At 71.6% G+C, this 24,677-nt stretch carries 20 protein-coding genes; 14 read left to right on the forward strand and 6 right to left on the reverse strand.

All coding sequences use genetic code 11. From position 1 onward, the window contains the following. Positions 1 to 33: 33 nt before the first annotated feature. The 4 genes from IT780_RS40360 to IT780_RS40375 all read right to left on the reverse strand — a co-directional run bounded on the left by IT780_RS40360 (position 34) and on the right by IT780_RS40375 (position 3,798). Positions 34 to 1,680 carry an alkaline phosphatase D family protein gene (locus IT780_RS40360; protein ID WP_199517173.1) on the reverse strand — a complete coding sequence of 549 codons (1,647 nt, stop codon included), beginning with the start codon at positions 1,678 to 1,680 and terminating at the stop codon, positions 34 to 36. A gap of 74 nt (positions 1,681 to 1,754) precedes the next feature. Continuing rightward, positions 1,755 to 2,168 (reverse strand): CBS domain-containing protein, encoded by a 414-nt coding sequence (locus IT780_RS40365; RefSeq protein WP_199517174.1) that lies wholly within the window; start codon positions 2,166 to 2,168, stop codon positions 1,755 to 1,757. Positions 2,169 to 2,216: 48 nt separating this feature from the next. Then, the gene (locus IT780_RS40370) at positions 2,217 to 3,086 is read right to left on the reverse strand and encodes an NAD(P)H-hydrate dehydratase (RefSeq protein WP_199517175.1); all 870 of its coding nucleotides are present in this window, start codon (positions 3,084 to 3,086) and stop codon (positions 2,217 to 2,219) included. Continuing rightward, entirely contained in the window at positions 3,070 to 3,798 is a 729-nt protein-coding gene (locus IT780_RS40375) for a histidine phosphatase family protein (protein WP_199517176.1), read from the reverse strand. The genes IT780_RS40370 and IT780_RS40375 overlap by 17 nt, the downstream gene beginning before the upstream one ends. 107 nt (positions 3,799 to 3,905) lie before the next feature. On the opposite strand from IT780_RS40375, the gene IT780_RS40380 reads away from it, so the two are divergent. The 5 genes from IT780_RS40380 (at position 3,906) to arfA (ending at position 10,856) form a co-directional block, all read left to right on the forward strand. Next, positions 3,906 to 6,200 (forward strand): putative bifunctional diguanylate cyclase/phosphodiesterase, encoded by a 2,295-nt coding sequence (locus tag IT780_RS40380; RefSeq protein ID WP_199517177.1) that lies wholly within the window; start codon positions 3,906 to 3,908, stop codon positions 6,198 to 6,200. An 85-nt stretch (positions 6,201 to 6,285) separates the two neighbouring features. Next, positions 6,286 to 7,590 carry an extracellular solute-binding protein gene (locus IT780_RS40385; protein WP_199517178.1) on the forward strand — a complete coding sequence of 435 codons (1,305 nt, stop codon included), beginning with the start codon at positions 6,286 to 6,288 and terminating at the stop codon, positions 7,588 to 7,590. 15 nt (positions 7,591 to 7,605) lie between these two features. Then, positions 7,606 to 8,541, forward strand: a complete 936-nt coding sequence (locus IT780_RS40390; RefSeq protein ID WP_199517179.1) for a carbohydrate ABC transporter permease — start codon at positions 7,606 to 7,608, stop codon at positions 8,539 to 8,541. Positions 8,542 to 8,544: 3 nt separating this feature from the next. Beyond that, positions 8,545 to 9,372, forward strand: a complete 828-nt coding sequence (locus tag IT780_RS40395; RefSeq protein ID WP_199517180.1) for a carbohydrate ABC transporter permease — start codon at positions 8,545 to 8,547, stop codon at positions 9,370 to 9,372. Between the two features lie 2 nt (positions 9,373 to 9,374). Next, positions 9,375 to 10,856, forward strand: coding sequence for an arabinosylfuranosidase ArfA (gene arfA, locus IT780_RS40400; protein WP_199517181.1), 1,482 nt, complete (start codon positions 9,375 to 9,377; stop codon positions 10,854 to 10,856). Here the strand turns inward: arfA and IT780_RS40405 are convergent. After that, a complete protein-coding gene (locus tag IT780_RS40405; protein WP_199517182.1) occupies positions 10,853 to 11,830 on the reverse strand; it encodes a LysR family transcriptional regulator in 978 nt (325 codons plus the stop codon). The two genes, arfA and IT780_RS40405, sit on opposite strands and share 4 nt — an antisense overlap. A 543-nt stretch (positions 11,831 to 12,373) precedes the next feature. Between IT780_RS40405 and IT780_RS40410 the strand changes: the two genes are divergently transcribed. Then, positions 12,374 to 13,300 (forward strand): sulfite exporter TauE/SafE family protein, encoded by a 927-nt coding sequence (locus tag IT780_RS40410; protein ID WP_199517183.1) that lies wholly within the window; start codon positions 12,374 to 12,376, stop codon positions 13,298 to 13,300. 72 nt (positions 13,301 to 13,372) lie between these two features. Continuing rightward, on the forward strand, positions 13,373 to 14,788 hold the full coding sequence (locus IT780_RS40415; protein WP_199517184.1) for an ATP-binding protein: 1,416 nt from the start codon (positions 13,373 to 13,375) through the stop codon (positions 14,786 to 14,788). Positions 14,789 to 14,804: 16 nt separating this feature from the next. Here IT780_RS40415 and IT780_RS40420 read toward each other — a convergent pair whose 3' ends face one another. Beyond that, the gene (locus tag IT780_RS40420; RefSeq protein ID WP_199517185.1) at positions 14,805 to 16,376 is read right to left on the reverse strand and encodes a sigma-70 family RNA polymerase sigma factor; all 1,572 of its coding nucleotides are present in this window, start codon (positions 16,374 to 16,376) and stop codon (positions 14,805 to 14,807) included. 283 nt (positions 16,377 to 16,659) lie between these two features. On the opposite strand from IT780_RS40420, the gene IT780_RS40425 reads away from it, so the two are divergent. The 7 genes from IT780_RS40425 to IT780_RS40455 all read left to right on the forward strand — a co-directional run bounded on the left by IT780_RS40425 (position 16,660) and on the right by IT780_RS40455 (position 24,676). Further along, positions 16,660 to 17,760 carry a ricin-type beta-trefoil lectin domain protein gene (locus IT780_RS40425; protein ID WP_199517186.1) on the forward strand — a complete coding sequence of 367 codons (1,101 nt, stop codon included), beginning with the start codon at positions 16,660 to 16,662 and terminating at the stop codon, positions 17,758 to 17,760. A gap of 2 nt (positions 17,761 to 17,762) precedes the next feature. Then, a complete protein-coding gene (locus IT780_RS40430; RefSeq protein ID WP_199517187.1) occupies positions 17,763 to 19,397 on the forward strand; it encodes a glycoside hydrolase family 27 protein in 1,635 nt (544 codons plus the stop codon). Positions 19,398 to 19,446: 49 nt separating this feature from the next. Further along, the gene (locus IT780_RS40435; RefSeq protein WP_307831656.1) at positions 19,447 to 20,493 is read left to right on the forward strand and encodes a LacI family DNA-binding transcriptional regulator; all 1,047 of its coding nucleotides are present in this window, start codon (positions 19,447 to 19,449) and stop codon (positions 20,491 to 20,493) included. 123 nt (positions 20,494 to 20,616) lie between these two features. Next, the gene (locus tag IT780_RS40440; protein WP_199517188.1) at positions 20,617 to 21,570 is read left to right on the forward strand and encodes an alpha/beta hydrolase; all 954 of its coding nucleotides are present in this window, start codon (positions 20,617 to 20,619) and stop codon (positions 21,568 to 21,570) included. 27 nt (positions 21,571 to 21,597) lie between these two features. Then, a complete protein-coding gene (locus tag IT780_RS40445; RefSeq protein ID WP_199517189.1) occupies positions 21,598 to 22,953 on the forward strand; it encodes an ABC transporter substrate-binding protein in 1,356 nt (451 codons plus the stop codon). After that, positions 22,953 to 23,855 carry a carbohydrate ABC transporter permease gene (locus tag IT780_RS40450; RefSeq protein WP_199517190.1) on the forward strand — a complete coding sequence of 301 codons (903 nt, stop codon included), beginning with the start codon at positions 22,953 to 22,955 and terminating at the stop codon, positions 23,853 to 23,855. The genes IT780_RS40445 and IT780_RS40450 overlap by 1 nt, the downstream gene beginning before the upstream one ends. Beyond that, complete coding sequence (locus tag IT780_RS40455; RefSeq protein ID WP_199517191.1) at positions 23,852 to 24,676, forward strand: carbohydrate ABC transporter permease; 825 nt, start codon at positions 23,852 to 23,854, stop codon at positions 24,674 to 24,676. The genes IT780_RS40450 and IT780_RS40455 overlap by 4 nt, the downstream gene beginning before the upstream one ends. The last annotated feature ends 1 nt before the right edge of the window (position 24,677 follow it).

Here is a 24,677-nt window from a genome sequence, read left to right on the forward strand (position 1 = left end):
GTCGGGTCCCGCGACTCCCACCCCGGGCCGTTCTCAGCCGGCCGGCGCCGGCTCCTGGCGGATCCGCGAGGAGCCGGTGCCGACCGACCAGCCCGCCACCCACCGCGCGGCGGTGTCGCGCTTCGTCCGGTCGGCGAGGTGGAACCAGTCCATCCGGCAGCGGTCGGTGGTCACCTCCAGCACGCCGTAGCCGTGCCCGTCCATCTCCACCCACTTGACGTGCGGGTTCGTCGCCCGGATCAGGTCCGCGGCGAGCCTGCTGAGCGGGCCGCCGGCCGGGGTGTGCAGGAAGTCGTCGAGGTTGTCGCTGGTCACCGACGGCACGACGAACTCGGCGGCGGCCGGGTTGCGCGGGCCGGTGTCGCGGGTGGTCAGCTCGTTGGCCCAGGACGTGTGGATGTCGCCGGTCAGGAACACCACGTCGCGGGTACGGGCGGCGCGCAGCGCGTCGACCAGCCGTTCCCGGTCGGCGTTGTAGCCGTCCCACTGGTCGGGGTTGAGCACCACGCCGTTGTCCGGCAGGCCCAGCAGGTCGCCGAGCGGCCCGAGCAGCCAGGCCGGCAGCGTGGCCAGGTCGAGCCGCGAGATCATCACAGGGTTGCCGACCAGCTTCCACCGGGCCGTGCTGGCGATCAGCCCGTCGGTCAGCCACCGCAGCTGGTCCTCGCCGGCGATCGTCCGGTCCGGGTCGTCGACGTCGTCACCCGTGCGGTCCGCCTGCTCCGAGCGGTACGAGCGCAGGTCCAGCATGGACAGCTCAAACAGCGTGCCGTAGCGCAGCCGGCGGTAGATGTGGCCGTCGGCGCCGAGGCGTACGGGCATCCACTCCGCGTACGCCTGCCGCGAGGCCGCCACCCGCGCCCCGAAGTCGCCCTCGGTGCCCGGGGTGTGGTTCTCCGCGCCGCCGCTCCACATGTCGTTGGCGACCTCGTGGTCGTCCCACGTGATGATCCACGGCACCGAGGCGTGCAGCGCCTGCAGGTCGGGGTCGGTCTTGTGCAGCGCGTGGCGGATCCGGTAGTCCTGCAGCGTCAGGGTCTCGTGCTCGGGCTTCGTGGGTCGGACCACCACGTCGCCGGCCGCGAAGTCGCCGGTGCCGTACTCGTAGATGTAGTCGCCGAGGTGCACCACGAGGTTGAGGTCGCCGCGCTCGGCCAGGTGCCGGTACGCGGCGAAGTAGCCCGCCTCCCAGTTGGCGCAGGACACCACGCCCATCCGCAGCCGGGCGATCGCGGCGTCCGCTGCCGGTGCGGTCATCGTGCGCCCGGCCGGCGACCAGCTGCCGTCCAGCCCGAAGCGGAACCAGTACGTGGTGGCGGGGGTCAGCCCCGACACGTCGACCTTGACGGTGTGGTCGCGGGCCGGGCCGGTGCGCACCTCCCCGGCCTGCACGACCGTGGCGAAGTCCGCGTCGGCGGCGATCTGCCACGCGACCGTGACCTCCGGGCCGGCGCCCGAGCCGGGCACCGACTCCGGGGTGGGGGTGACGCGGGTCCACAGCAGGATGCCGCCGGGCAGCGGATCGCCGGAGGCGACGCCGTGCTGGAAGGGGCCGGCCGCAGCGTGGGCCTCGGCGGGCCGGGTCGCGGCGGCTACCAGGCCGGCGCCGGCGGACAGGCCGGCGAGACGCAGAAGGGTGCGGCGATCGACCGCACCCTTGGCGTGGGAATCGACAGTCATGAAGCTCTCTGTAGCAGAGCCGCACGCCGTCAAGGCCCGTTTCTGACGGATGTTCGACGACGGTTCACCCGTGCTTACTCGGAGATCGCGTCGATGAGGTCGCCGACCGGGCGGTCCGGCAGCGCCCGGGCCACGTCGGCCACGGCGACGATGCCGACCAGCTGGTGGCCGTCGATGACCGGCAGCCGGCGCACCTTGTGCTGCGACATCGTGCGCAGGATCTCCTGCGCGTCGTCGTCCGCGCCGATCGTCACCGGCTTGCCCTCGCCGAGCTCGCCGGCCGTGCAGTCGGCCGGGTTGCGGTCCCGGGCGAGCACCTTCACCACGATGTCGCGGTCGGTGACCATGCCCTTGAGCCGGTTGTCCTCGCCGCAGATGGGCAGCGAGCCGACACCGAGCTCGGCCATCTTGTGCGCGGCCTGGGCGAGCGTCTCCTTCTCGCCGACGCAGGTGACGTCGGCCGTCATGATCTCGCGGGCTGTGGGCATGTGTCGCTCCTTTCACTCGGTGTGTTCGTCCTCGTCGATGTACCCGGCTCAGACCGTGGCAATCGTGTACGCCACCTCGTCCACGAGCTCGCGGGCGAGGAAGCCCGTACGGCCGAACCGGGGTGCCAGCCGCTGGCCGCTGACCGCGTGCGCGAACGCGCCCCAGCAGGCGGCCTGTGCCGGTTCGGCGCCGCGGCCCAGCAGCCCGGCGACGATCCCGGCGCGCACGTCGCCGCTGCCGGAGGTGCCCAGGCCGGCGTCGCCGCTCTCCTCGCGCCAGGCCCGGCCGTCCGGGTCGGCGATGTGGCCGTACAGCGAGACCGTGGCCCCGTAGCGGCGGGCCAGCTCCATCGCCTCGGCGGCGAGGTCGTCCCTGGTCGCGCGGCCCAGCAGGTGCTCGGCCTCCGTGACGTTCGGGGTCAGCACGGCGGACTGGGGGCGGTCGGCGAGCAGGCCGGGCTCCTTGCTGAGGGCGCCCAGGGCGTACGCGTCCAGCACCACGGAGGCGTCCTTGCCGGCGGCGTCCAGGACCCTGTGCAGCAGCCGCTGGGTCTCCTCGATGTCGTCGAGCCCACAGCCGATCGCCAGCACGTCCGCCGTGGCCGCCATCTCCAGCAGGTGGTCGGGCACGTCGCCGAGAACCGAGCCGCCGTCGTTCTCGGGCAGGCCCACGACCTTCGCCTCGGGCACGGCGATGCTCAGCGCCGTCGCGGTCGAGCCGGTCACCGCCAGCTGCAACCGGCCCGCCCCGGCGCGAAGGGCGGCGACCCCGGCGAGCAGCACCGCACCCGGCGTGTACCGGGAACCGCCGATCACCAGGACCGTGCCGCGCGCCTCCTTGCTCCCCTGCGGGCTGGGCAGCGGCCACTCCCGCAGCAGTTGCGGGGTGATGACCCGTTCCTCAGACCGGCTCGGCATCGACGTCCTCCTGCTTGGTCGGCGGCGTCCCCACGTCGTGCAGGTGGGAGACGTCGTTGAACAGCTCCGGCCGCAGCTCGCCGCCGTGGCGCCGCCACGTGCTGATCGAGCAGTTCGCCATGGTGGTGGCGTGGGCGATCTCCATCAGCCGGGCCTCGCTGAGCTCCTCGGCCAGGTAGCGGACGAGGAACGCCGTGGCCTCGTGGCCGAAGCACAGCACCCGGCCGCCGGGGTGGTCCTCGCGCACCTCGCGCAGCAGGGCGCGCAGGCGCAGCAGCACGTCGGCCCACGACTCGCCGCCGGGCGGACGGTAGTAGAACTTGCCGAGGCGAGCGCGGCGGGCGTACTCGCCGGGCAGCCGGGCCTGCACGCCGCGCCCGGTCAGCAGGTCCAGGACGCCGAGCTCGCGGTCGCGCAGCCGCTCGTCGACGACCGTCGGCACGCCGCTGCCCTCCAGCGCCAGCTCCGCGGTCTGCCGCGTCCGCAGGTACGGCGACACCACGGCCAGCTCGGGCCGTTCGTCGTCGCCGAGCCCCGCGAGCCACTTGCCGACCGCGCGGGCCTGCTCGCGGCCCAGCTCCGACAGGGGTACGTCGGCGTCGCGCTCCGGGATGTCGATGGCTTCGAGCCCGCCGGTCTCCGCGTCCTGGGCGATGACGTTGCCGGTGCTCTGGCCGTGCCGGACCAGACCCAGCCACTGCAATTGCTCCATGAGGTGGCTCCTTACCCCGCGGAGGCGCCCGTACGCGGCCCGGCTGTGCCCCGGATCTCCCCGGCATTTGTCTTCAGGTCCGTACGCGCCGCACCGATGGTCCGGCCATGCCCGTACGCGACCGCCTGCCCCTGATCACGGGTGCCGTGCTGCTCGCGTACAGCCTCGTCCGGTTCGCGGTGGGCTTCTTCATCGAGTTCCGGCTGCCCGTGACGGGGTGGCTGCCGCTGCCGGTGATGTCGCTGCTGGCCGCGTACGCCTGCCTCCGGGCCTCGCGCCGCACCGACCTGGACGCGGCGACGCGCCGGTTCTGGAGGCATGCGACGGCCTGCTGCGTCCTGCTCGCCGTGACTGTCTCGATCAACGCGCACGATGCCCTCGGAGCCGAGGGTGGCTTCCAGCGGATCAGCACGCTCGCCGCCTGCCTGTACATGGTCATCCTGGGCTTCGCGGTCTGGGCGCTGCTGCGGCTGCCCGCCTGGGAACGGTCCCGGTCGGAGTGGGTGCGTTTCGGGCTCGACACCGGCATCATCCTGATCACCACCGGCGTGCTGATCTGGCACTTCTCGCTGACCCGGACGGAGGCGTGGGCCTCGCAGACCGGTACGGCGCTGCCCGTGCTGGCCATCGCCATGGTCGCCTCGGTGTCGATGATCGCGTTCACCAAGGTCGCGTTCGCCGGCGCGGGCGAGCTGGACCGGCGCGCCATGCACCTGCTGTCGTTCGGCACCGGCGCGGCGGCCGCCTCGGCGTCGCTCATGCCATTTCTGGAGTCGCGGCCGCAGCTCAACACCGGCTTCCTCGCCGTACCGATCGCCACGTTCTGCGCCCAGCTGTCCGCGCTGCGGCAGGCGCGGAGCGCGGGCGACGCGCAGGCCGCCCGCCCGGTGCCGCGGCGCTTCAGCGTGGTGCCGTACCTGGCCGTGGCCGGGATGGACGCGATGCTGCTCGGCACGGACATCACCCACTCCGCCGAGGGCAGGACCATCGCCGCCGCCACGGTCGCGATCACGGCGTTGGTCGTCGTCCGGCAGATCACCACGCTGCGGGAGAACACCCGCCTGCTCGAGACGGTCGACGCCAACCTGCGCCAGTTGCGCGACTACCAGGTCCAGCTAGCCCACCAGGTCCGGCACGACACACTCACCGAGATCGCCAACCGGGCCAGCTTCGAGGAGCAGGTCACCCGCCAGCTCGGCGCCGGCGAGGAGTTCCTCGTCGCCCTGCTCGACCTGGACGACTTCAAGGTCGTCAACGACCGGCTCGGGCACGGCACCGGCGACGCGCTGCTCAAGGCGGTGAGCCGGCGGCTGCACAACCGGTTGCGCGACGTCGACACGGTCGCGCGCCTCGGCGGGGACGAGTTCACGCTGCTGCTGCCAGGGCTGACCGGCGACGAGGCCGCCACGCTGCTGCAGCGGCTGGTCCGCGCCGTCCAGGAGCCGCTGCTGATCGAGGGGCACGAGATGGTCCCGCGGATCAGCATCGGGGTCACCGCGAGCATCCCCGGCGACACCCCCGGGGAGCTGCTGCGCCGCGCCGACGTCGCCATGTACGCGGCCAAGAACGCCGGCGGCGGCCGCTGGGCCTGGTTCGACCCGGCGATGGACCGGCTCGCCGACCAGGACGCCCGGCTCGGCGCGGACCTGCGCCAGGCCCTGGCCCGCGACGAACTGCGCGTGCTCTACCAGCCGATCGTCGAACTGCCCCACGGCGGCATCGTCGGTGTCGAGGCGCTGCTGCGCTGGCGGCACGCCCGGCACGGCGACGTCTCCCCCGCGGTGTTCATCCCGCTCGCCGAGCGCAACGGCACGATCATCGAGCTGGGCCGCTGGGTGTTCGAGCAGGTCGTCGCGCAGACGGCCGCGTGGCAGCGGCAGTACGGCGCCGCCGCACCCGGGCGGGTCAGCGTCAACGTCTCCGCGCGGCAGCTGCGGGAACCCGGCTTCGTCGAGGAGATCGCCGCGGCGGTCCGCAGCGCCGGCGTGGACCCCGGCGTGCTCGTCGCCGAGGTCACCGAGACCGCCGTGCTCGGCACCGGCGCCGCGCTCGAGGCGGTCCGCGACCTCAGCACGCTGGGCATCCGCGTCGCGCTCGACGACTTCGGCACCGGCCAGTCGTCGCTGAGCCTGCTCGTCGACTGCCCGGTGCACGTGCTCAAAGTCGACAAGTCCTTCGTTGACGGGGTCACCACGAGGAGCCCGCAGGCGGTCATCGTGGACCACCTCATCGGCATCACCTCGGGGCTGCGGATCCAGGCCGTCGCCGAGGGCGTGGAGACCGCCGACCAGGCCGAGCGCCTGCACCAGGCCGGCTACCGGTACGCGCAGGGCTTCCACTTCGCGCGCCCGATGACCGGCGAGGACGTCGGCCGGCTGCTGCGGCCCGCCGTACCCACCTGATCGTTCTCGGTTCGCGTCCGGGCCTTCTCGTCTTGCGAAGGCCGATCCCTGGACCGGGCCCGCGCCGCGACGGCAGGCTCCGTTCATGACTCTGACCCGACGCGCGCTGCTCGGCGGCGCCGCCGCCACGGCGGCTCTCGGGCTGACCGGGTGCGCCGGGCTCACGCCGGGGCGGCGCGGCGGCGGCTCGCTGGACTACTGGAACCTCTTCGGCGGCGGCGACGGCGTCCGGATGACCCAGATGCTCGACACGTTCCGCGCCGCGAACCGGGGCGTCGACCTCGACGCGGTGACGCTGGCCTGGGGCAACCCGTACTACACGAAGCTGTCGCTGGCCACGCTGGGCGAGAAGCCACCGGACGTCGCGGTCGCCCACCTGACCCGGATGAAGACGATGGTGCAGGCCGGCCTGGTCGAGGAGCTGCTCCCCGAGGATCTCGCGCGGCACGGGCTCACCGCCGACAAGTTCGCCCCGCGGCCCTGGCAGGCCGGGCTGGTCGACGGCCGGACGTACGCGATCCCGCTCGACACCCACCCGTTCGTCATGTTCTACAACACCGACATCTGCGGGAAGGCCGGCCTGCTGGACCCCTCCGGCGCGCTCGCCCCGCTGGACACCCCGGAGAAGTTCACCGACGCGCTGCGCAAGGCCAAGGACATCACCAAGGCGTACGGCGGTGTCGTCGCGGTCACCAACGAGACGGCCACCCCGTGGCGCATCTACCAGTCGCTGTACAGCCAGCTCGGCGGCGAGATGCTGGCCGACCAGGGCCGCAAGGTGGTCATCGACGACGACCGCGCCGGCCGGGTGCTCACCTTCCTGCAGAGCCTCACCCGCTCCGGGCTCGCCCCGCCGAGCATCGACTACCAGGGTGCCATCGCCACCTTCGCTAACGGCCAGGCCGGCTTCTACTTCCAGGGCGAGTGGGAGATCTCCACGTTCCAGACGGCGAAGCTGCCCTTCTCCATGACTCTGTTCCCGAACGTCTTCGGCGGCGGCCGGTACGCCGTGCAGGCCGACTCGCACACCCTGCTCATCCCCCGCCAGCCCGACCGGGACCCCGAGCGCATCGACCGGGCCCTGCTGTTCATCCGGTCGATGCTGGACCAGAGCAGGACCTGGGCCGAGGGCGGGCACGTGCCGGCCTGGTTGCCGTTCCGCGACAGCGCGGACTACAAGGCCATGACGCCGCAGTCCAACTACGCGACGGCCGCCGACGCCGCCGTCTACGACCCGGAGGGCTGGTACTCCGGCTCGGGCTCCAACTTCGAGATCGTCACCGGCTCGATCATCGCCTCGGTCATGGCCGGGCAGCAGTCGCCGGCGTCCGCGATCGCGCAGATCCGCGACAAGCTCACGAACCTCGCCACGACCGCCCCGCCGGTCTGAGAAAGGGGGTGCCCAGTGACCGCAGAGACCGCCGTACGCACCGGCCGCTCGGCGCGGGAGGACATCCCGCCGGAACGCGGCCGCGGTGCCGGCCTGCCCGCGGCCGGCTTCCTGACCCCGTTCCTGCTGCTCTACGTGCTGTTCATCATCGGCCCCGCGCTGTACGGCCTGCTGATGAGCTTCTTCGACACCAGCGCGGTGAAACCCGGCCTGTCGAGCTTCGCCGGGCTGGGCAACTACGCCGAGGCGCTGCAGAGCGCGGACTTCTGGTCGTCGCTGTGGCACACCATCTGGTTCACGATCCTCACCACGCCGCCACTGATCATCGTCGCGTTCGGGCTGGCGCTGCTCGCCGACCGGGTCAAGCACGGCCGCTGGTTCTTCCGGCTGGCGTTCTTCGCGCCGTACATCCTGCCGTCGGCGGTCGTGGCGCTGATCTGGATCTGGCTCTACACGCCCGGGCTGGGCCTCCTCGAGACCGGGCTGGGCAAGCTCGGGATCACCGCGCCGGCCTGGCTCGGCGACCCGGACTGGGCGATGCCGTCGCTGGCGCTCACCACGCTGTGGTGGACCCTCGGCTTCAACTTCGTGCTCTACCTCGCCGGCCTGCAGGAGATCAACCGCGACCTGTACGAGGCCGCGTCGATGGACGGCGCGAGCCCGTGGCAGCAGATCCGCTCGATCACCATCCCGATGCTGGGCCGCACCACGACGCTGGTGGCCGTGCTCCAGGTGATCGCCTCGCTCAAGGTCTTCGACCAGATGTACCTGATGACCTCCGGCGGGCCGAACTTCGCCACCCGCTCGATCCTGCAGTACGTCTACGACGAGGGCTTCACGAACTTCCGCATCGGCTACGCCTCGGCCGTGTCGATGCTGTTCTTCCTCGTCGTGCTCGGCGTCTCCGCCGTGTGGTTCGCGTTGATCCGCCGCCAGGAGAAGGAGGTCTGAGCCGTGAGCATCGAGACCCGCGTCAAGCTCTTCAACCGCATCTGCGCCGGCGTGCTCATCGCGTTCGCGCTGCTCTGGCTGATGCCGCTGCTGTGGGCGCTGGACACCGCGCTCAAACCGAACGCCGAGACCACCCGGACCACGTGGCTCATCGACGACCCGACCCTGGGCGCGTTCAGCCGGACGCTCCGTGAGACCGACATCCTGCGGTGGTTCGGCTCGAGCCTGTTCATCGCGACGCTGACCGCGGTCGGCGCGGTGCTCACCGGCAGCCTGGCCGCGTACGCCCTGTCCCGGCTGCGGTTCCGGCACCGCAACCTGGTGTTCTGGTTCGTGCTGGCCGGCATCATGATCCCCGGCCAGGTGCTGATCGTGCCGCAGTTCCGGGAGATGGACTCGTTCGGGCTGCTCAACACGTTCTGGGCGGTCAGCCTGCCGCAGATTCCCACCGCGATCGCCGTGTTCATCTTCAAGCAGTTCTTCGACGGCCTGCCGCGGGAACTGGAGGAGGTGGCCCGGATGGACGGCGCCGGCTTCCTGCGGATCTACCGGCGGATCATCATGCCGCTGGCCCGCCCGGCGGTCGCCGCGGTCGCCATCTTCACGTTCGTGGGGTCGTGGAACGACCTGCTGTGGCCGCTGCTCGTGCTCAGCAACCCTGACATCATGACGGTTCCGGTCGGCCTCGCCACGGTGCAGGGTTCGTTCGGCATCCGGTACGCGGACACGATGGCGTCCGCGATCCTCGGCGCGATCCCCCTCGTCGCCGTGTTCCTGCTGTTCCAGCGCAATATCGTCGAAGGCATCGCCGGCACCGGCCTGAAAGGGTGAACATGCACGTCGCCTCTCTGACCGTGGACCCCGCCTACCGGATCGGCGAGGTGGACCCGCGGCTCTACGGCTCGTTCGTCGAGCACATGGGCCGCTGCGTCTACACCGGCATCTACGAGCCGGGCCACCCCCACGCCGACGAGCGGGGGTTCCGCACCGACACCACCGCGCTCGTCCGCGAGCTCGGGGTGCCGATCGTGCGCTACCCGGGCGGCAACTTCGTCTCCGGGTACCGCTGGGAGGACGGCATCGGACCGGTCTCCGAGCGGCCCACCCGGCTGGACCTGGCGTGGCGCTCGCTCGAGACGAACCAGGTCGGCGTGAACGAGTTCGTGGCGTGGGCGCGGACGGCCGACGTCGAACCGCTGATGGCCGTCAACCTCGGCACGCGGGGCATCGACGCGGCCCGGTCCCTCGTCGAGTACTGCAACCTGCCGGGCGGCACGTACTGGTCGGACCTGCGGGGCGGGGAGCCGTACGGGATCAAGACCTGGTGCCTCGGCAACGAGATGGACGGCCCCTGGCAGATCGGGCACAAGACCGCCCACGAGTACGCCCGCCTCGCGCTGGAGACGGCCAAGGCGATGCGCCAGGTCGACCCCTCGATCGAGCTGGTGGCGTGCGGCAGCTCCGGCCGGCAGATGCCCACGTTCGGCAGCTGGGAGGCGACGGTGCTCGCCGAGGCGTACGACGCGGTCGACTACGTGTCGGCGCACGCGTACTACGAGCAGCACGGCGACGACCGGGACAGCTTCCTCGCGTCGGCCACCGACATGGACGCGTTCATCGAGGAGCTCGTGGCGACCGCCGACCACGTGCGCGCCGTGGGCCGGCACAAGAAGCGGATCAACGTCTCCTTCGACGAGTGGAACGTCTGGTATCTGAGCCGCTTCGAGGGCGAGACCAACCTGGAGGTGCGCGAACGGCCCCGGCTGATCGAGGACGTCTACTCGGTCACCGACGCGGTCGTGGTCGGCAACCTGCTGATCAGCCTGCTGCGGCACGCCGACCGGGTCCGCATCGGCTGCCTCGCGCAGCTCGTCAACGTGATCGCCCCGATCATGACCGAGCCGGGCGGCGCGGCGTGGCGGCAGGCCTCGTTCCACCCGTTCGCGCTGACCTCGGCGCACGGGCGGGGCACGGTGCTGCAGCTCGCCCTCGAGTCGCCGGTGCACGAGACCGCCCGGCACGGCGAGGTGCCGCTGCTCGACGCCGCGGCCGTACGCTCCGGCGACCAGGTCGTGATCTTCGCGGTGAACCGGTCCCAGACGACGCCGATGAGCGTGGATGTGGACGTACGGTCGCTGCCGTCGCTGTCGGCGGCCACCCACACGGCGCTCTTCGACGACGACCCGGACGCGGTGAACACCGCCGCCGAGCCCGACCGGGTGAAGCCGCGGACGCTGGACGACCCGAAGCTCGACGGGGGCCGCCTGCAGGCGGTGCTGCCGCCGCTGTCGTGGAACATGCTCCGGCTCAGCTAGCTGGCCTTCTCCGCGGCGGCCTGCCGCCAGCCGTTCTCCACGGCCAGGCGGCGGGCCGTCGCGACCACGTCGAGGGCGGCGCGCGACGGCTCGTGGGCGCGCCACAGGATCGACCACGGGTAGCGGGGCACCGACGGTCCCAGCGGCCGCCACACCACCTCCGGTGACCAGGTCGCGGTCGACGCCGGGGTGACGAGCACGCACCGGCCCTGCGCGACGAGATCCACCGCCGCGCGCAGCGTCTGCACGCTGCCGGGGAACACCGACGGGAAGAAGCCGGCCGACCGGCACACCTCCGCCACGAACGCGTTGAACTCCGGCGCCAGCTCCTCGTCGGCCATCAGCAGCGTCTCGCCGCCGAGCCGGATGATCGGGACGCGCGGCAGGCCGGCGTACGGGTGCTGCGCGGCGACCAGCACCCCGAGCGGCTCCAGCCGGAACATGTCCGCGGCGATACCGGGCGAGCCACCGGGCAGCCGCCCCACCCCGATGTCCAGCCGCCCGTCGGCCAGCAACCGGCACTGCTCCGGTACCCCCGCCTGCACCTGGTGGATCTCGAGGTCGGGGTGGCGCGCCTGCACCGCACGCAGCACCGGCCGGACGGCGTCGTACCCCTCGTCGAGCACCCCGACCCGCAGCGTGGGCGCGGCGGGCACCATGCCCTGGGCGAGGACGGCCGCCCGGTCGACGTGCTCGAGGATCTGCCGCGCCTCGACAACGAGCCGGACGCCCGCCTCGGTGAGCGCCACGGCCCGGCTCGTACGGTCCACCAGCAACACCCCCACCGCCCGCTCGAGCCGCTGCACCTGCGCGCTGAGCGCCGAGGGTGCGATGTGCTCGCGCGCGGCGGCCCGGCCGAAGTGCAGCTCCTCGGCGAGGGTCACGAGGTAGCGGAGCTGGCGCAGCTCGATGCGGCCCCGGTGGGCGGGATCGGGCACGGGCCGGACCACCATGGCACCCTCCCACAGGATCATCGTCGATCGATGCGTCCCTGCAGTGTTATCGCTAACATTTCCGTCGTCAAGGCGTAACGACCTGGCAACGCGGAGTCTGTGGGTTCGCTGTTAGCGGTCACATGCCTGGTCACATGCCTGGTCGCAGCCGCCAGGAAGCCGGCCGGCGCAGCCTCCCGAGCCGGCGCGGCCCACCAGCCGGCGCGGCCCACCAGCCGACGCGGGCGCCAAGCCCTCTTACCGGCGCACCGCCCGAGCCCTCTTATCGGCGCATCGCGCGAGCCCTCTTGCCGGCGCGGCGCCCGAGCCCCTTTGCCGGCGCGGCGTCCACCAGCCGGCGCGGCGCCCGAGCCCCTTTGCCGGCGCGGCGTCCACCAGCCGGCGCGGCGCCCGAGCCGGGGAGGCCGCCCAGGCCCGTGCGGCCTCCCGACCGGCTGGCCGATTTGCCCGGTTTCACCCCGACGCGCCGACCGCAGATTTCACACCCTGGGACGGCACCGTTAAAACTCCATAAACTCGACCCAGTTAGTAGACAAGGAAGGGATTCTCGCCGAGACTCGACCGATGGATCTCACCCTGGCGCTCGCCGGACTCGGCGTCGGCATCGTGGTCGGACTGACCGGCATGGGCGGGGGCGCGCTGATGACCCCCATCCTCGTCCTCGTCTTCGGCGTCCCACCGGTGGCCGCGGTCTCCAGCGACCTCGCGGCCAGCGCGGTGATGAAACCGTTCGGCGGCTTCGTGCACGCCCGGCGCGGCACGGTGAACTGGCGGCTCGTCGCCTGGCTGTGCGCCGGCAGCGTGCCCAGCGCCTTCCTCGGCGTGCTCCTGCTGCGCCTGCTCGGCGACGACGAGGCCGTGCAGCACACGATCAAGGTCTCGCTCGGCGTGGCGCTCCTGCTCGCAGCCGGCGGCCTGCTGCTCAAGGCCTGGGTGAGCCGGCGCAACCGCGGCGACGGGCCGCCCGCGACGATCACCGTACGGCCGATCCCGACGCTCCTGCTCGGCGCGGGCGGCGGGCTGATCGTGGGGCTTACCAGCGTCGGCTCCGGCTCGCTCATCATCGTCGCGCTCCTCGCGCTGTACCCGAAGCTGCGCGCCAACGACCTCGTCGGCACCGACCTGGTCCAGGCCATCCCGCTGGTGATGTCGGCCGCCCTGGGCCACGCCTTCTTCGGCGACCTGAAACTCGACCTGGCCGCGGCGGTGCTGGTCGGCTCGATCCCCGGCGTCCTGATCGGCGCCCGCATCTCGTCCCGCGCCCCGGGCGGCGTCATCCGTACGGCCCTGGTGATCGTGCTGCTGGCGAGCTCGCTCAAGCTGCTCGACGTGCCCACGGCGACGGTCGGCATCGTGACCGGGCTGGCGATCCTGGTGGCGGTCGCCCTGCCGCTCGTCCGCCGCTTCCGCAACCCGGCAAGCGAGGCCCCCTCCCTTCCTGACCAGCGCCAGACCGATCTCGAGACCCCGGTCACACTGACCAGCCGATGATAGTCACATCAGAGATAGTATCCGATGCGATAGTATCTCTGATGTAACCATTGTCGGCCGAGCGGAGGACCGATGGCCGCATTCGTCGGGAGGCAGCGGGAGCTCGACTCTCTCCTGAGCGTCCTGCGTAAGGTCGAGCGGGACACGGCCGACGATCGCCCCGGTCGCTGTCTGCTGATGCGCGGCCGACGTCGCATCGGCAAGTCGAGCCTCGTCGAGGCCTTCGTCGACCGCGCCGCCCATCCTGCGTTGTTCTTCACCGCGTCCGGCGCCTCGACCGACATCGAGCTGGAGTCGTTCACCGAGGCGGTGGCCGCGTCCACGCTGCCGGAGCGAGAGGTGTTCACCGACGCGCGGCCCGGCAACTGGAGCGCGGCGTTCCGGCAGCTCGCCGGCATCCTTCCCGGCGACCGGCCGAGCATCGTCGTCATCGACGAGGTGCCGTACCTGGCCGAGCGGGTGGACGCGTTCGAGGGCATACTGCAACGCGCGTGGGACCGCGAACTGAGCCGCAAACCGGTGCTGCTCATCCTCATCGGATCGGATCTGTCGATGATGGAGGCGCTGAGCAGCTACGGGCGCCCGTTCCATCAGCGCGGCACCGAGATGGTCCTGGGGCCGCTCTCCCCAGCCGAGGTCGGGCTGATGCTGCGCCTCGACCCGGCGGCCGCCTTCGACGCCGCCCTGGTCACCGGCGGCCTGCCGCTGATCTGCGCGGCCTGGGAGCCGGGCAGCGACCTCGGCACCTTCCTGGACCGCGAGCTCGCCGATCCGGTGTCGCCGCTGCTGGTGTCGGCCGAGCGGTCCCTCGCCGCCGAATTCCCGGAAACCGCGATGGCGGCCGCCGTGCTGTCCGCGATCGGCAGCGGGGAGCGGACGTTCACCAACATCGCACGCGCCGCCGGCGGCATCTCGCACACGACCCTGACCCGGGCGCTCGAGGTCCTCGTCGAAAAGCGGCTGGTCGCCGGGGAGCTGCCGCTCTCCACCGTGCCGTCCAAGGAGCGCCGGTACCGGGTCACCGATCCGTACCTGCGCTTCTGGTTGACGTTCGTGAGGCCTTACCTGCCCGAGATCGAACGCCTTCGCGGTGACGTCACCGCCGGCCGGGCGAAGGCCGGCTGGGCCACCTGGCGGGGCCGGGCGATCGAGCCGCTCCTGCGCGAGTCCCTTGCGCGGCTGCTGCCCGACGACGCGCTGCCGTCAGCCCCCGCGGTGGGCGCCTACTGGACCAGATCCAACAGCGTGGAGATCGACATCGTCGGCGCAGATCGCGCCCCGGTGGCCCGGGAACTGCTGTTCCTCGGTTCGATCAAGTGGCTGGAACGTTCTCCGTTCGACGATCACGACCTGCTTGCGCTCCAACGGCACCGTGCTGCCGTCACCGGTGAGCCGGTCCCCCTGCTGGCCCTCAGCCGCAGCGGCGTGACCGCATCCGGTCTGACGGCGGCGTACGGGCCGGACGAGCTCATCCGGGCGTGGGGCTGACGCGTCCCCGGCCGGGTCAGTCAGCCAGCGCCGGCCGCGCGCGGAAGGATGTTTCCGCCCGGAAGGCGGCGCTGCCTTTCTGCTGGTCCACCCACAGTTCGAGGCCGCGCCGGTGGAGGAACCAGCCCGGGTAGTTGGCCGATTCCAGGGCGATCGTGCCCTGCTGCGGGCGGCTCCGGGCGCAGAAGGTCGCATCGCCGCGGAACAGGTCGGTCTCCTGATCGCCGTCCAGCCGCAGGCGCCACGACGCGTGCCGCAGGTAGCGGCCGTCCCGGGCGCGGAACGAGAAGCACGTGCGGTCCGCCAGGCCTTCGACCGTCGTGAAAGTGGCCTGGTGCCGCGCCGTGGCGCCGTCGGCCGGGGCGAGGACGCCGAGGTCGCCGGTGGTCGTGACGAACAGCCCGGGACGGTCCGCGGACTCGAGGGACAGGGACCGTCCGGCGACCGGCAGGCTGGGACCGGTGGCCGATGGCCGGCCCGCTGCCGGCCGGCCGGACGACGGACGCGGGCGGGGTGCTGCCGGCGTCGCGGAGGCCGGCGCGGGCGTCGGGGAGGGCGCCGCGGAGGGCGCCGCGATCACCCGGGGGGCGCGTGCGGCGGGGTCGGGCAGGGTCGTCACCGTCGCGGCGGCGCCCGCGGCGACGACCCCGGCCGCGATCGTCGCGGCGATGGGGTGTGCCGTCACGGCCTGGACGAGCTGGCCGATGAGGCCGGCCTTGACGCCGAGACCGCCCGAGGTGGCCGAGGTCGTGGCCAGCGCCGCCGCCGTGGTGGCCGCCACCCCGCTCTTGCCGATGACGGTGGCGGCCAGGCCCGCGGGTACGGGCAACAGCGCCAGCCCCGGCAGCAGCCGCTCCACCGGGATCATCGCGTCCGCGGACGTCCGGCAGGTCTCGCACGACCGGATGTGCCGGGCGAGCCGCTTGCGCCACAACGGGCCGGGGACGCCGTCCCAGTGGTCGATCACCGCGTCGAGCCCGGTGCAGGCCGGTCCGTTCTCGAGCACGGCGACGATCTCCCGGCCGGCGTCGAGCTGCTGGCGCATCCGCTGCACCCGGACGCCGGCGTGCGCGACGCTGATGCCGAGTGCGGCCGCCAGGTCGGCGCGGGTGAGTTCGCCGGCGGTCTCCAGCAGCCACAGCGACAGCACCACCCGGTCCTCGGGGTCGAGCCAGTAGCCCGCGTGCCGGACCTGCTGCCGCTGCGCCGACAGGTCCAGATGCAGCGCGGTGAGGTTCTCGACCTCCGCGCCCGGATCGGGCGTACCGGCCATGACCTCCAGCGGCGCGCTTCGCCGGGCGGCGGTGTCGCGGCGCTGCAGGTGGGTGCCGATCTCGTGGACGGCGATCGCGGTCAGCCAGCTCCGGAAGCTCTCCGGCCGGCGGAGGTCGGGCAGCCCGCGCAGGGCCCGGACCATGACGTCCTGGACCACGTCGTCGATGTCATCGATGTCATCGGTGTCCAGCGCCCGCCGGACGACCGTGTACACCAGCGGCAGGCCGACCGCCACCAGCTCCTCGATGGCCTGCCGGTCACCGGAGCGGGCCGCGCCCACCGTGCCCGTGTCGATCGTGCCCCCAGCTCTCATCCCACATCACCGTCGTCGCACCGGACCGGGGTGTCGCGCCGGTCCAATGTGCTCGACGCCGGGGGCGGCGTCAAGCGGTGGGGCGCCGTTCGCGGTACGACCGTCCGGCGGCACGCGACATAACAGAAAACGGGGGGATTCCTGAATCCGTTCCGTACGCGTTGACGCCCTTGAATGCGTTGAAACATTCTGGCAATCTCACAATGCGTGTTGTTACCGTTCTCAATTCGAGCGCGACGTGGCGCCGCTCCGTCTTTTCCGGCCCCCCGAAGGAGAAGCTGACATGCACCGAAGGAAACGATGGCTCGCCGGAGCCGTGCTGGCCGCCATGGTCACCGCCGCCGGCCTGGCGGCGAACCCCGGCGCCGCCGCCGCGGAGTCCAACGGAGGCGTCCGGGTGATGCCGCTGGGCGACTCGATCACCGAGGGGACGCAGGTTCCCGGCGGCTACCGCATCGGCCTCTGGCAGCGCCTCGCCGGCGCCGGTTACCGGGTCGACTTCGTCGGGTCGCAGTACAACGGTCCCGCGTCCCTCGGCGATCACGACCACGAGGGCCATCCCGGGTGGCGGATCGACCAGATCGACGCGAACATCGGCGGCTGGCTGGGCTCGACGAACCCGCGAACCGTCCTGCTGCACATCGGCACCAATGACATCCTGCAGAACTACAACGTCTCGGGCGCCCCGGGCCGGCTGTCCACGCTGATCGACCACATCACCGCCGCCGCGCCCTCGGCGGACGTGTTCGTCGCGACGATCATCCCGCTCAGCAACGCGGGCCAGGAGTCAGCCGCCCGTACGTTCAACGCCGCAGTACCGGGCATCGTGCAGAACAAGGCCAACGCCGGCAAGCACGTCCATCTCGTCGACATGCACGCCGCCCTCACCACCGCCGACCTCATCGACGGCATCCACCCCACCGCGGGCGGCTACGACAAGATGGCCGCCGCCTGGTACGCGGCCCTGCGCTCCGTACCGGGCACGATCGGCGACCCGGCCACCACCACCGGATCCGCGCTGGTCGGCGCGGCCTCCGGGCGCTGCCTCGACGTGCCCGGCAGCAGCACCACCAACGGCGTCCAGCCGATCATCTGGGACTGCAGCGGGGCGGCGAACCAGCGCTGGACGGTGGACGGGCAGACCCTGCGGTCGCTCGGCAAGTGTCTCGACTCGCCGACCGGCGCGACGTCCGGCGCCAAGGCGCAGCTGTGGGACTGCCACAGCGGCACGAACCAGCGCTGGACGATCAACTCCGACGGCACCATCCGCAACCAGCAGTCCGGCCTGTGCCTCGACGTCACAGGCGGCGGCACGGCCAACGGCACCACCGTCGTGCTGTCGTCCTGCACCGCCTCCGCGAACCAGCGCTGGACCAGGAGATGACCATGAAACGTCTGAAGACGACGCTCGCCGCGGGGCTGCTCCTGCTGTCCGGCGCCGTGACCGCCGTCCTCGCCCCGTCCCCCGCGCAGGCGCTGGACAACGGCGTGGCGCGTACCCCGCCGATGGGCTGGAACAGCTGGAACACCTTCGGCTGCAGCATCAACGAGACGCTGATCCGGCAGATGGCGGACGCGATCGTCAGCTCCGGCATGCGCGACCGCGGCTACCAGTACGTCGTGGTCGACGACTGCTGGTTCAACCCGAACCGCGACGGGTCCGGGAACCTGCAGGGCGACCCGAGCCGGTTCCCGAGCGGGATGAAGGCGCTGGGTGACTACCTGCACGGCAAGGGGCTGAAGTTCGGCATCTACCAGGTGCCCGTCAACAAGACGTGCGCCCAGTACTTCGGCAGCTATCCGGGCGCGACCGGTAGCCAGGGCCACGAGGCGCAGGACGCGCGGCAGTTCGCTGCCTGGGGCGTCGACTACCTGAAGTACGACTGGTGCTCCCCCAACGGGTCGATCAACGACCAGGTCACGACGTTCGCGAAGATGCGCGACGCGCTGGCCGCCACGGGCCGGCCGATCGTCTACAGCATCAATCCCAACAGCATCCACGCCAAGACGGGCCCGCAGCGCAACTGGGGCGACGTCGCGAACATGTGGCGGACGACCGAGGACATCACCAACGCCTGGGACACCGGGCAGACCAACGGGTACCCGATGGGCATCCAGAACATCGTCAACGTCACCGTGCCGCTGGCCGGGTACGCCCGGCCCGGCGGGTTCAACGACCCCGACATGATGGAGGTCGGCCGCGGCGGTATGAGCGACACCGAACAGCGCAGCCACTTCGCGCTGTGGGCCGTGATGGCCTCGCCGCTGATCGCCGGCAACGACATCCGGTCGATGACGACCGCCACCCGGACGATCCTCGAGAACGAGAACCTCATCGCGATCAACCAGGACTCGCTCGGGTTGCAGGCGACCCAGGTCAGCAACGACGGCACCCGCCGCGTGCTGGCGAAGCGGCTCGCGAACGGCGACGTCGCGGTCGCCCTGTTCAACCAGGGCAGCGGCACCACCACCGTCTCGACCACCGCGGCGGCCGTGGGCAAGTCGGGCAGCTCGTTCACCCTGACCGACGCCTGGAGCGGCGCGACCAGCACGAGCACCGGCACCATCAGCGCGTCCGTACCGGGACACGGCACGGTGGTGTACCGGGTCAGCGGCGGCGGCACCACCACCCCGCCCACCAGCAGCACGACGACGCTCGTGAGCGCCGCGTCCGGGCGCTGCCTCGACGTGCCGAACAGCGCGACCACCAACGGCACCCAGCCGGTCATCTGGGACTGCAACGGCGGCACCAACCAGCGCTGGACCCAGAGCGGCCAGACCCTCCAGGCCCTCGGCAGGTGCCTGGACACCCCGGCCAACGCCGCCCCGGGTACGAAGGTCCAGCTGTGGGACTGCAACGGCGGCACCAATCAGCAGTGGACAATCGGCAGCGACGGCACGATCCGCGGCGTAGCCTCCGGGCTGTGCCTCGACGTGGACCACAACCTGACCGCGAACGGCACCGTCGTGCTGCTGTGGACCTGCACGGCGGCCGCGAACCAGCGATGGTCCCGCGTCTGATCACCTGACAAGCTGGAGGACCGTACGGTCCGGCCGCCGACTGGATAGAGTGCTTCACGTAAAACTCTTCAACGGCCGGCGGCCGGAACCGAGCGAGGCGATGTCGACGGCGGGGCACCGAGTCACGATCTACGAGGTCGCGGACCGTGCGGGGGTCAGCATCTCGACGGTGTCCAACGTCCTGAACAAGCCCGACCGGGTCAGCCCCGCGACCCGCGCGCGGGTCCTCGCCGCGGCCGACGATCTCGGGTTCGTGCCCAAGGTGCAGGCGGTCAGCCTGGCCCGCCGCGGCACCGGCCGGATCGGCGTCATGGCCCCGTTCACCGCCTACGGGTCGTACCTGCGCCGGTTGGCCGGGATCCTGTCGGCCGCCACGGAACTGGAGCTCGACGTCGTGGTGTTCGACCACGAGTCGGCGGCGCTGGCTTCGTCCCCGGTGCTGGCCAGCATGCCCATCCACGGCCGGCTGGACGGGCTGATCGTGATGGGGCTGCCGATCGAGGACGCCATCGCCGGGCGGCTGCGCGAGCGGAGCCTGCCGACCGTCGCGGTCGACGCCGACAGCACCCTGTTCAGCCGCGTCGTCATCGACGACACCGAGGGCGGCCGCCTGGCCGCCCAGCACCTGCGCGACCGCGGGCACCGCCGCGTCGGGTATCTGCTCGAGCGACAGGTCTCGGACTACGAGTCCCAGGCGATCAAGCGGTTGTCCGGGTTTCGGGGGGTGATGGCGGAGGCCGGTGCCGAGGTCGCCGTCGCGACCAGCGACAACTCCGTGGACGCGGCACGGCGGGCGGCTGCGGCGCTCCTCGACGCCGCCGACCGGCCGAGCGCGATCATGGCGCACCACGACGTGCTCGCCGTCGGTGTGCTCCTCGCCGCCCGCGACCGGGGCCTGCGGGTCCCCGCCGACGTGGCCGTCATGGGGTTCGACGACGGCGAAGCCGCGACGGCGGCGGATCTGACCACGGTGCGGCAGCCGTTCGAGGAGTCCGGCAGCGCGGCCCTCACCGTGCTGCTCGGCCACATCGACGGCTCGGATCTGCGGTCCACGACGGTGCTGGACGTGCGCCTCGTGGAGCGGTCCACGACCTGACCCTCGGCCAAGCAAGCCCTGCTCAGCACCGCTGTACGCACAATAAAAGTGCTTTAATGGAAACACTTGACACTCCTCCCGCCATGAGGTTTCGTGCTTGTAACACGAGCCCGGGAGGTGGCCATGGGACTGGACGAGGCAGTGCGGACGTTCCTGGCCACGAAGCCGGACTCCGGCGATCCGGACGCTCCGCTCGAGCAGCGGCGGACGGTCATCCGGGCCGGAACCGACAGCCTGTTCGCGATGTTCGGCCGGCCGGTGCCCCCGGCCCACCGGGAGCACGACGTCGAGATTCCCGTACCCGGCGGCCGGATCAGGATCCGCGTCTACCGCCCGGGCGACGAGCCCGGCCTGCCGATGCACGTTTTCCTGCACGGCGGCGGCTTCTGGCTCGGTTCCATCGACGAACACGTCAACGAGGCGGCGTGCCGCAGCCGGTGCGCCGGAGCCGGCTGTGTGGTGGTGGCGGTGGACTACCGGCTGTCCCCCGAGCACGCCTTCCCGACGCCCCTCGAGGACTGCTACGCAGGTTTGCGGTGGGCCGTCGACCATGCCACCGAGCTCGGCGGCGATCCCGCGAACATCTCCGTAGGCGGGATCTCGGCGGGCGCCACCCTCGCCGCAGCCGTCGCGCTCCTGGCGCGGAAACGCGGCGGGCCACGGCTGCGGCTGCAACTGCTCGAGGTGCCACCGCTCGATTTGACCCTCGACGGGATGCGCGAGTCCGGCTTGGGGGACGGCTTCGGCATCACGCTCGCCGAGATGGCGCTCTGCCGGGACCTCTACCTGCCGTCCGCCGACGAAGCGCGCAACCCTCTCGCGTCACCGCTGTACGCCGAGGATCTGGCCGGGCTGCCGCCAGCCCGCATCATGACCGCCCAGTTCGACCCCCTGCGCCGCGACGGCGAACGCTACGCGGACCGGCTGCGCGCGGCCGGCGTACCGGTCGTCCACGACTGCTATCCCGGTGCCGTACACGGTTCGCTCGCCCTGACCGGCACCTGGCCGCCGGCCCGCACCTGGCAGGACGACGTCCTGCGGGGCCTGCGCCAAGCGCACTTCCTGACGCCCGCCTGATCCATCCATCCCCGTTGGAGGCCCGACATGGCTCACGGATCCATTCGCCGCCCGCTACGCGCCGCCCTCACCGTCTCCCTGTTCGCCGGCCTCGCCGCCTGCAGCGCGCCGGGCAGCGACACCCCCTCCGAGGGCGCGAACGCCAGCGCCGCACCGGTCACGGCCGCCACCTGCGGGACGCAGCCGGTCACGCTCCGAGGGTATTTCGAGACCGGCTTCCCGCTGCCGAAGAACCTCGCGGACGAGTTCTCCCGTCAGTTCCCGAACGTCAAGTGGGACATCCGGGAGGACCAGTTCGCGGTCATCACGCAGAACGCGCCGCGGGTGCTGGCCGACGACCCGCCGGACCTGATGCGCCTGCCCCAGGTGTCCGAACTCGTCAAGGACGGCGTGCTGAAGAACCTGGACGGGTACGCCCGGGCGTTCGGCTGGGACAAGTGGCCGGCCTCGCAACTCGAGCAGATGCGGGTCTCCCCGACCGGCGCCCGCGGCGACGGCCCGCTGTGGGCGATGGGCCTCAACTTCAGCATGACCGGGATCTTCTACAACAAGAAGCTCGCCACGCAGATCGGCATGACGAAGCCGCCGACCTCGCTGGCCGAGCTCGACGCCGTGCTGCAGAAGGCGAAGGACGCCGGGCTCACCCCGATCAACCAGTTCAACGGCGGTGCCACCGGCGGCCTGGCGTTCCCGCTGCAGAACCTGATGTCGGCGTACGGCGAGCCCGGCGCGATCAACGACTGGATCTTCCAGAAGCCCGGAGCGTCCATCGACACCCCGGCGAACCTGCAGGCCGCCCAGCACCTCGAGAGGTGGATCAAGGCGGGCTACTTCGCGTCGGACATCAACTCGCAGGACTACGCGACGATGATGAGCCGGTTCATCGGCGGCAAGAACCTGTTCATCTTCGACGGCGACTGGGAGTCGGGGAACCTCGACAAGCAGATGGCCGGCAACGTCGGCTTCTTCCTCATGCCGTCGGCGCAGGCGGGCGGCAAGCAGGCCGCGATGTCGGCGCCGCTGACGTACGGCATCAGCAGCAAGGCGAAGAACGCCGACTGCGCGGCGTTCTTCCTCAACTGGGTGGCGACGAACCAGCAGGCGCGTGACATCGCCGTCAAGGTCGGCGGCTCGCACCCGATGGGCCCGTCGGACGCGTACATGCCGCCCGTCGCGGAGAACACCGTCACGGCCGCGACCCTGGCCGCCGGCGCGACCATCGGCAAGGACAACGGCGCGATGGACTTCATCGCCAATGCCACCGGCGCGATCTACGCGAAGAGCTGGACGCCCCAGCTGCAGAAGCTGGTGGCGGGCCAGCAGACCCCGGACGGCCTGCTGAAGTCCGTGCAGAAGGACTACGAGAGCCAGGTCAAGGACTGATGCCGGCACCGATCGCGGGGCGGCGTACGCGCCGCCCCCGAGCCGGCTGGCTGGGCTGGCTGTTCGCGGCGCCGGCCGTGATCATGTACGCGACGTTCGTGCTGCGCCCCCTGTCGCTGACCGTCCAGTACTCGCTGTACGACTGGAACGGCATCGGACCCTCGAGGTGGGTGGGCCTGGACAACTACCGCCGCCTGCTGACCGACTCCGAGCTGTTCTCGTCGATCCTGCACGCGTTCGAGCTGATCCTGTTCTTCAGCCTGATCCCGGTGCTGCTCGGCCTGTTCGTCGCGGCCACCATCCGCGGCATCGCGCAGAGCCGGCTCGCGACGGTGGCCCGTACGGTGCTGTTCCTGCCCCAGGTCATCCCGCTCGTCGCCGCCGGCATCATGTGGAGCTGGCTGCTCTCCTCGACCGGCGTGGTCAACGAGGTGCTGTCGGCCGTCGGGCTCGGTGGCCTGACCCGCGCGTGGCTCGGCGACCTGGGCACCGCGCTGCCCGCGGTCGGCGTCATCGGCGCCTGGGTTCTCGTCGGGCTGTGCACGCTGCTGCTGCTCGCCGGCATGAGCAAGATCGACCCGGGGCTGTACGAGGCCGCCCGGCTCGACGGCGCCGGCCCGGTCCGGGAGTTCTTCTCGATCACGCTACCGAGCCTGCGCCAGGAGATCGGCGTGTGTGTCACCGTGACGGTGATCGCCGCGCTGGCCAGCTTCGACATCGTCTACATCGCCACCCAGGGCGGTCCCGGCAACGCGACCATGGTGCCCGGCCTGGAGATCTACTACCTCGCCTTCTCGGAGCGGGAGATCGGCATGGCCTCGGCCCTCGCGGTCGCCCTGGTCGTGCTCGTCCTCGCGTGCGTCCTGCCCCTGCAGCGCCTCACCCGGGACGGCTCGCGATGATCACCAACCGTCGCGAGGCGTGGACCGGCCGGCTCCTGCTGGGGCTGCTGATGGCGGTCACCGTCGTACCGTTCGTCAGCCTGTTCGTCACCGCGCTGCACCCCAAGGGGACCTATCCCTCCGGGTTGTCGTGGCCGGACGACCCGCAGTGGGGCAACTTCGCCGATGCGTTCCGCGCCGCGAGCATGGGCGAGTTGCTGCTCTCCAGCAGCCTCATCGTGCTGGGCGTGGTCCCGGCCGCGCTCGTGTTCGGCACCATGGCCGGCTTCGCCTTCGGGCACCTGCGCGTCCCGGGCCACCGGATCGGCTTCCTGGTCTTCCTGCTCGGCCTCACCCTGCCCTTCGAGGGGATCATCACCCCGCTGTACTACCAGGTCCGCGACATGGGGTTGCTGAACAGCCGGTGGGCGATCATCCTGCCGCTGATCGGCCTGTTCATGCCGTTCTCCGTGGTGTGGATGCGCGCGCACTTCGTCACGATGCCGGATGACCTCTCGGAGGCGGCCCGCATCGACGGAGCCGGCACGTGGCAGCTGTTCTGGCGGGTGCACGTACCGCTGGCCATGCCGGCCCTGTCGTCGCTGGGGATCCTGCTGTTCCTCTGGACGTGGAACCATTTCCTGCTCGCGATCGTGCTGGTCGACGACCCGGCGAAGCGGACGATGGCCGGCGCGCTGGGCGCCTTCCAGGGACAGTGGGGTACGGACATCCCGCTCCTGTGCGCCGGTGCGTTGCTGATCCTGGTGCCCACGCTGGCCGTCTTCCTCATCTTCCAGCGCCGCTTCGTCGCGGCTCTGCTCCAGGGTTCGATCAAGGGCTGAG

Origin of the sequence: Nucisporomicrobium flavum, assembly GCF_016464385.1 — a bacterium.
In the GTDB taxonomy this organism is placed as follows: Bacteria; Actinomycetota; Actinomycetes; order Mycobacteriales; family Micromonosporaceae; genus Actinoplanes; species Actinoplanes flavus_A.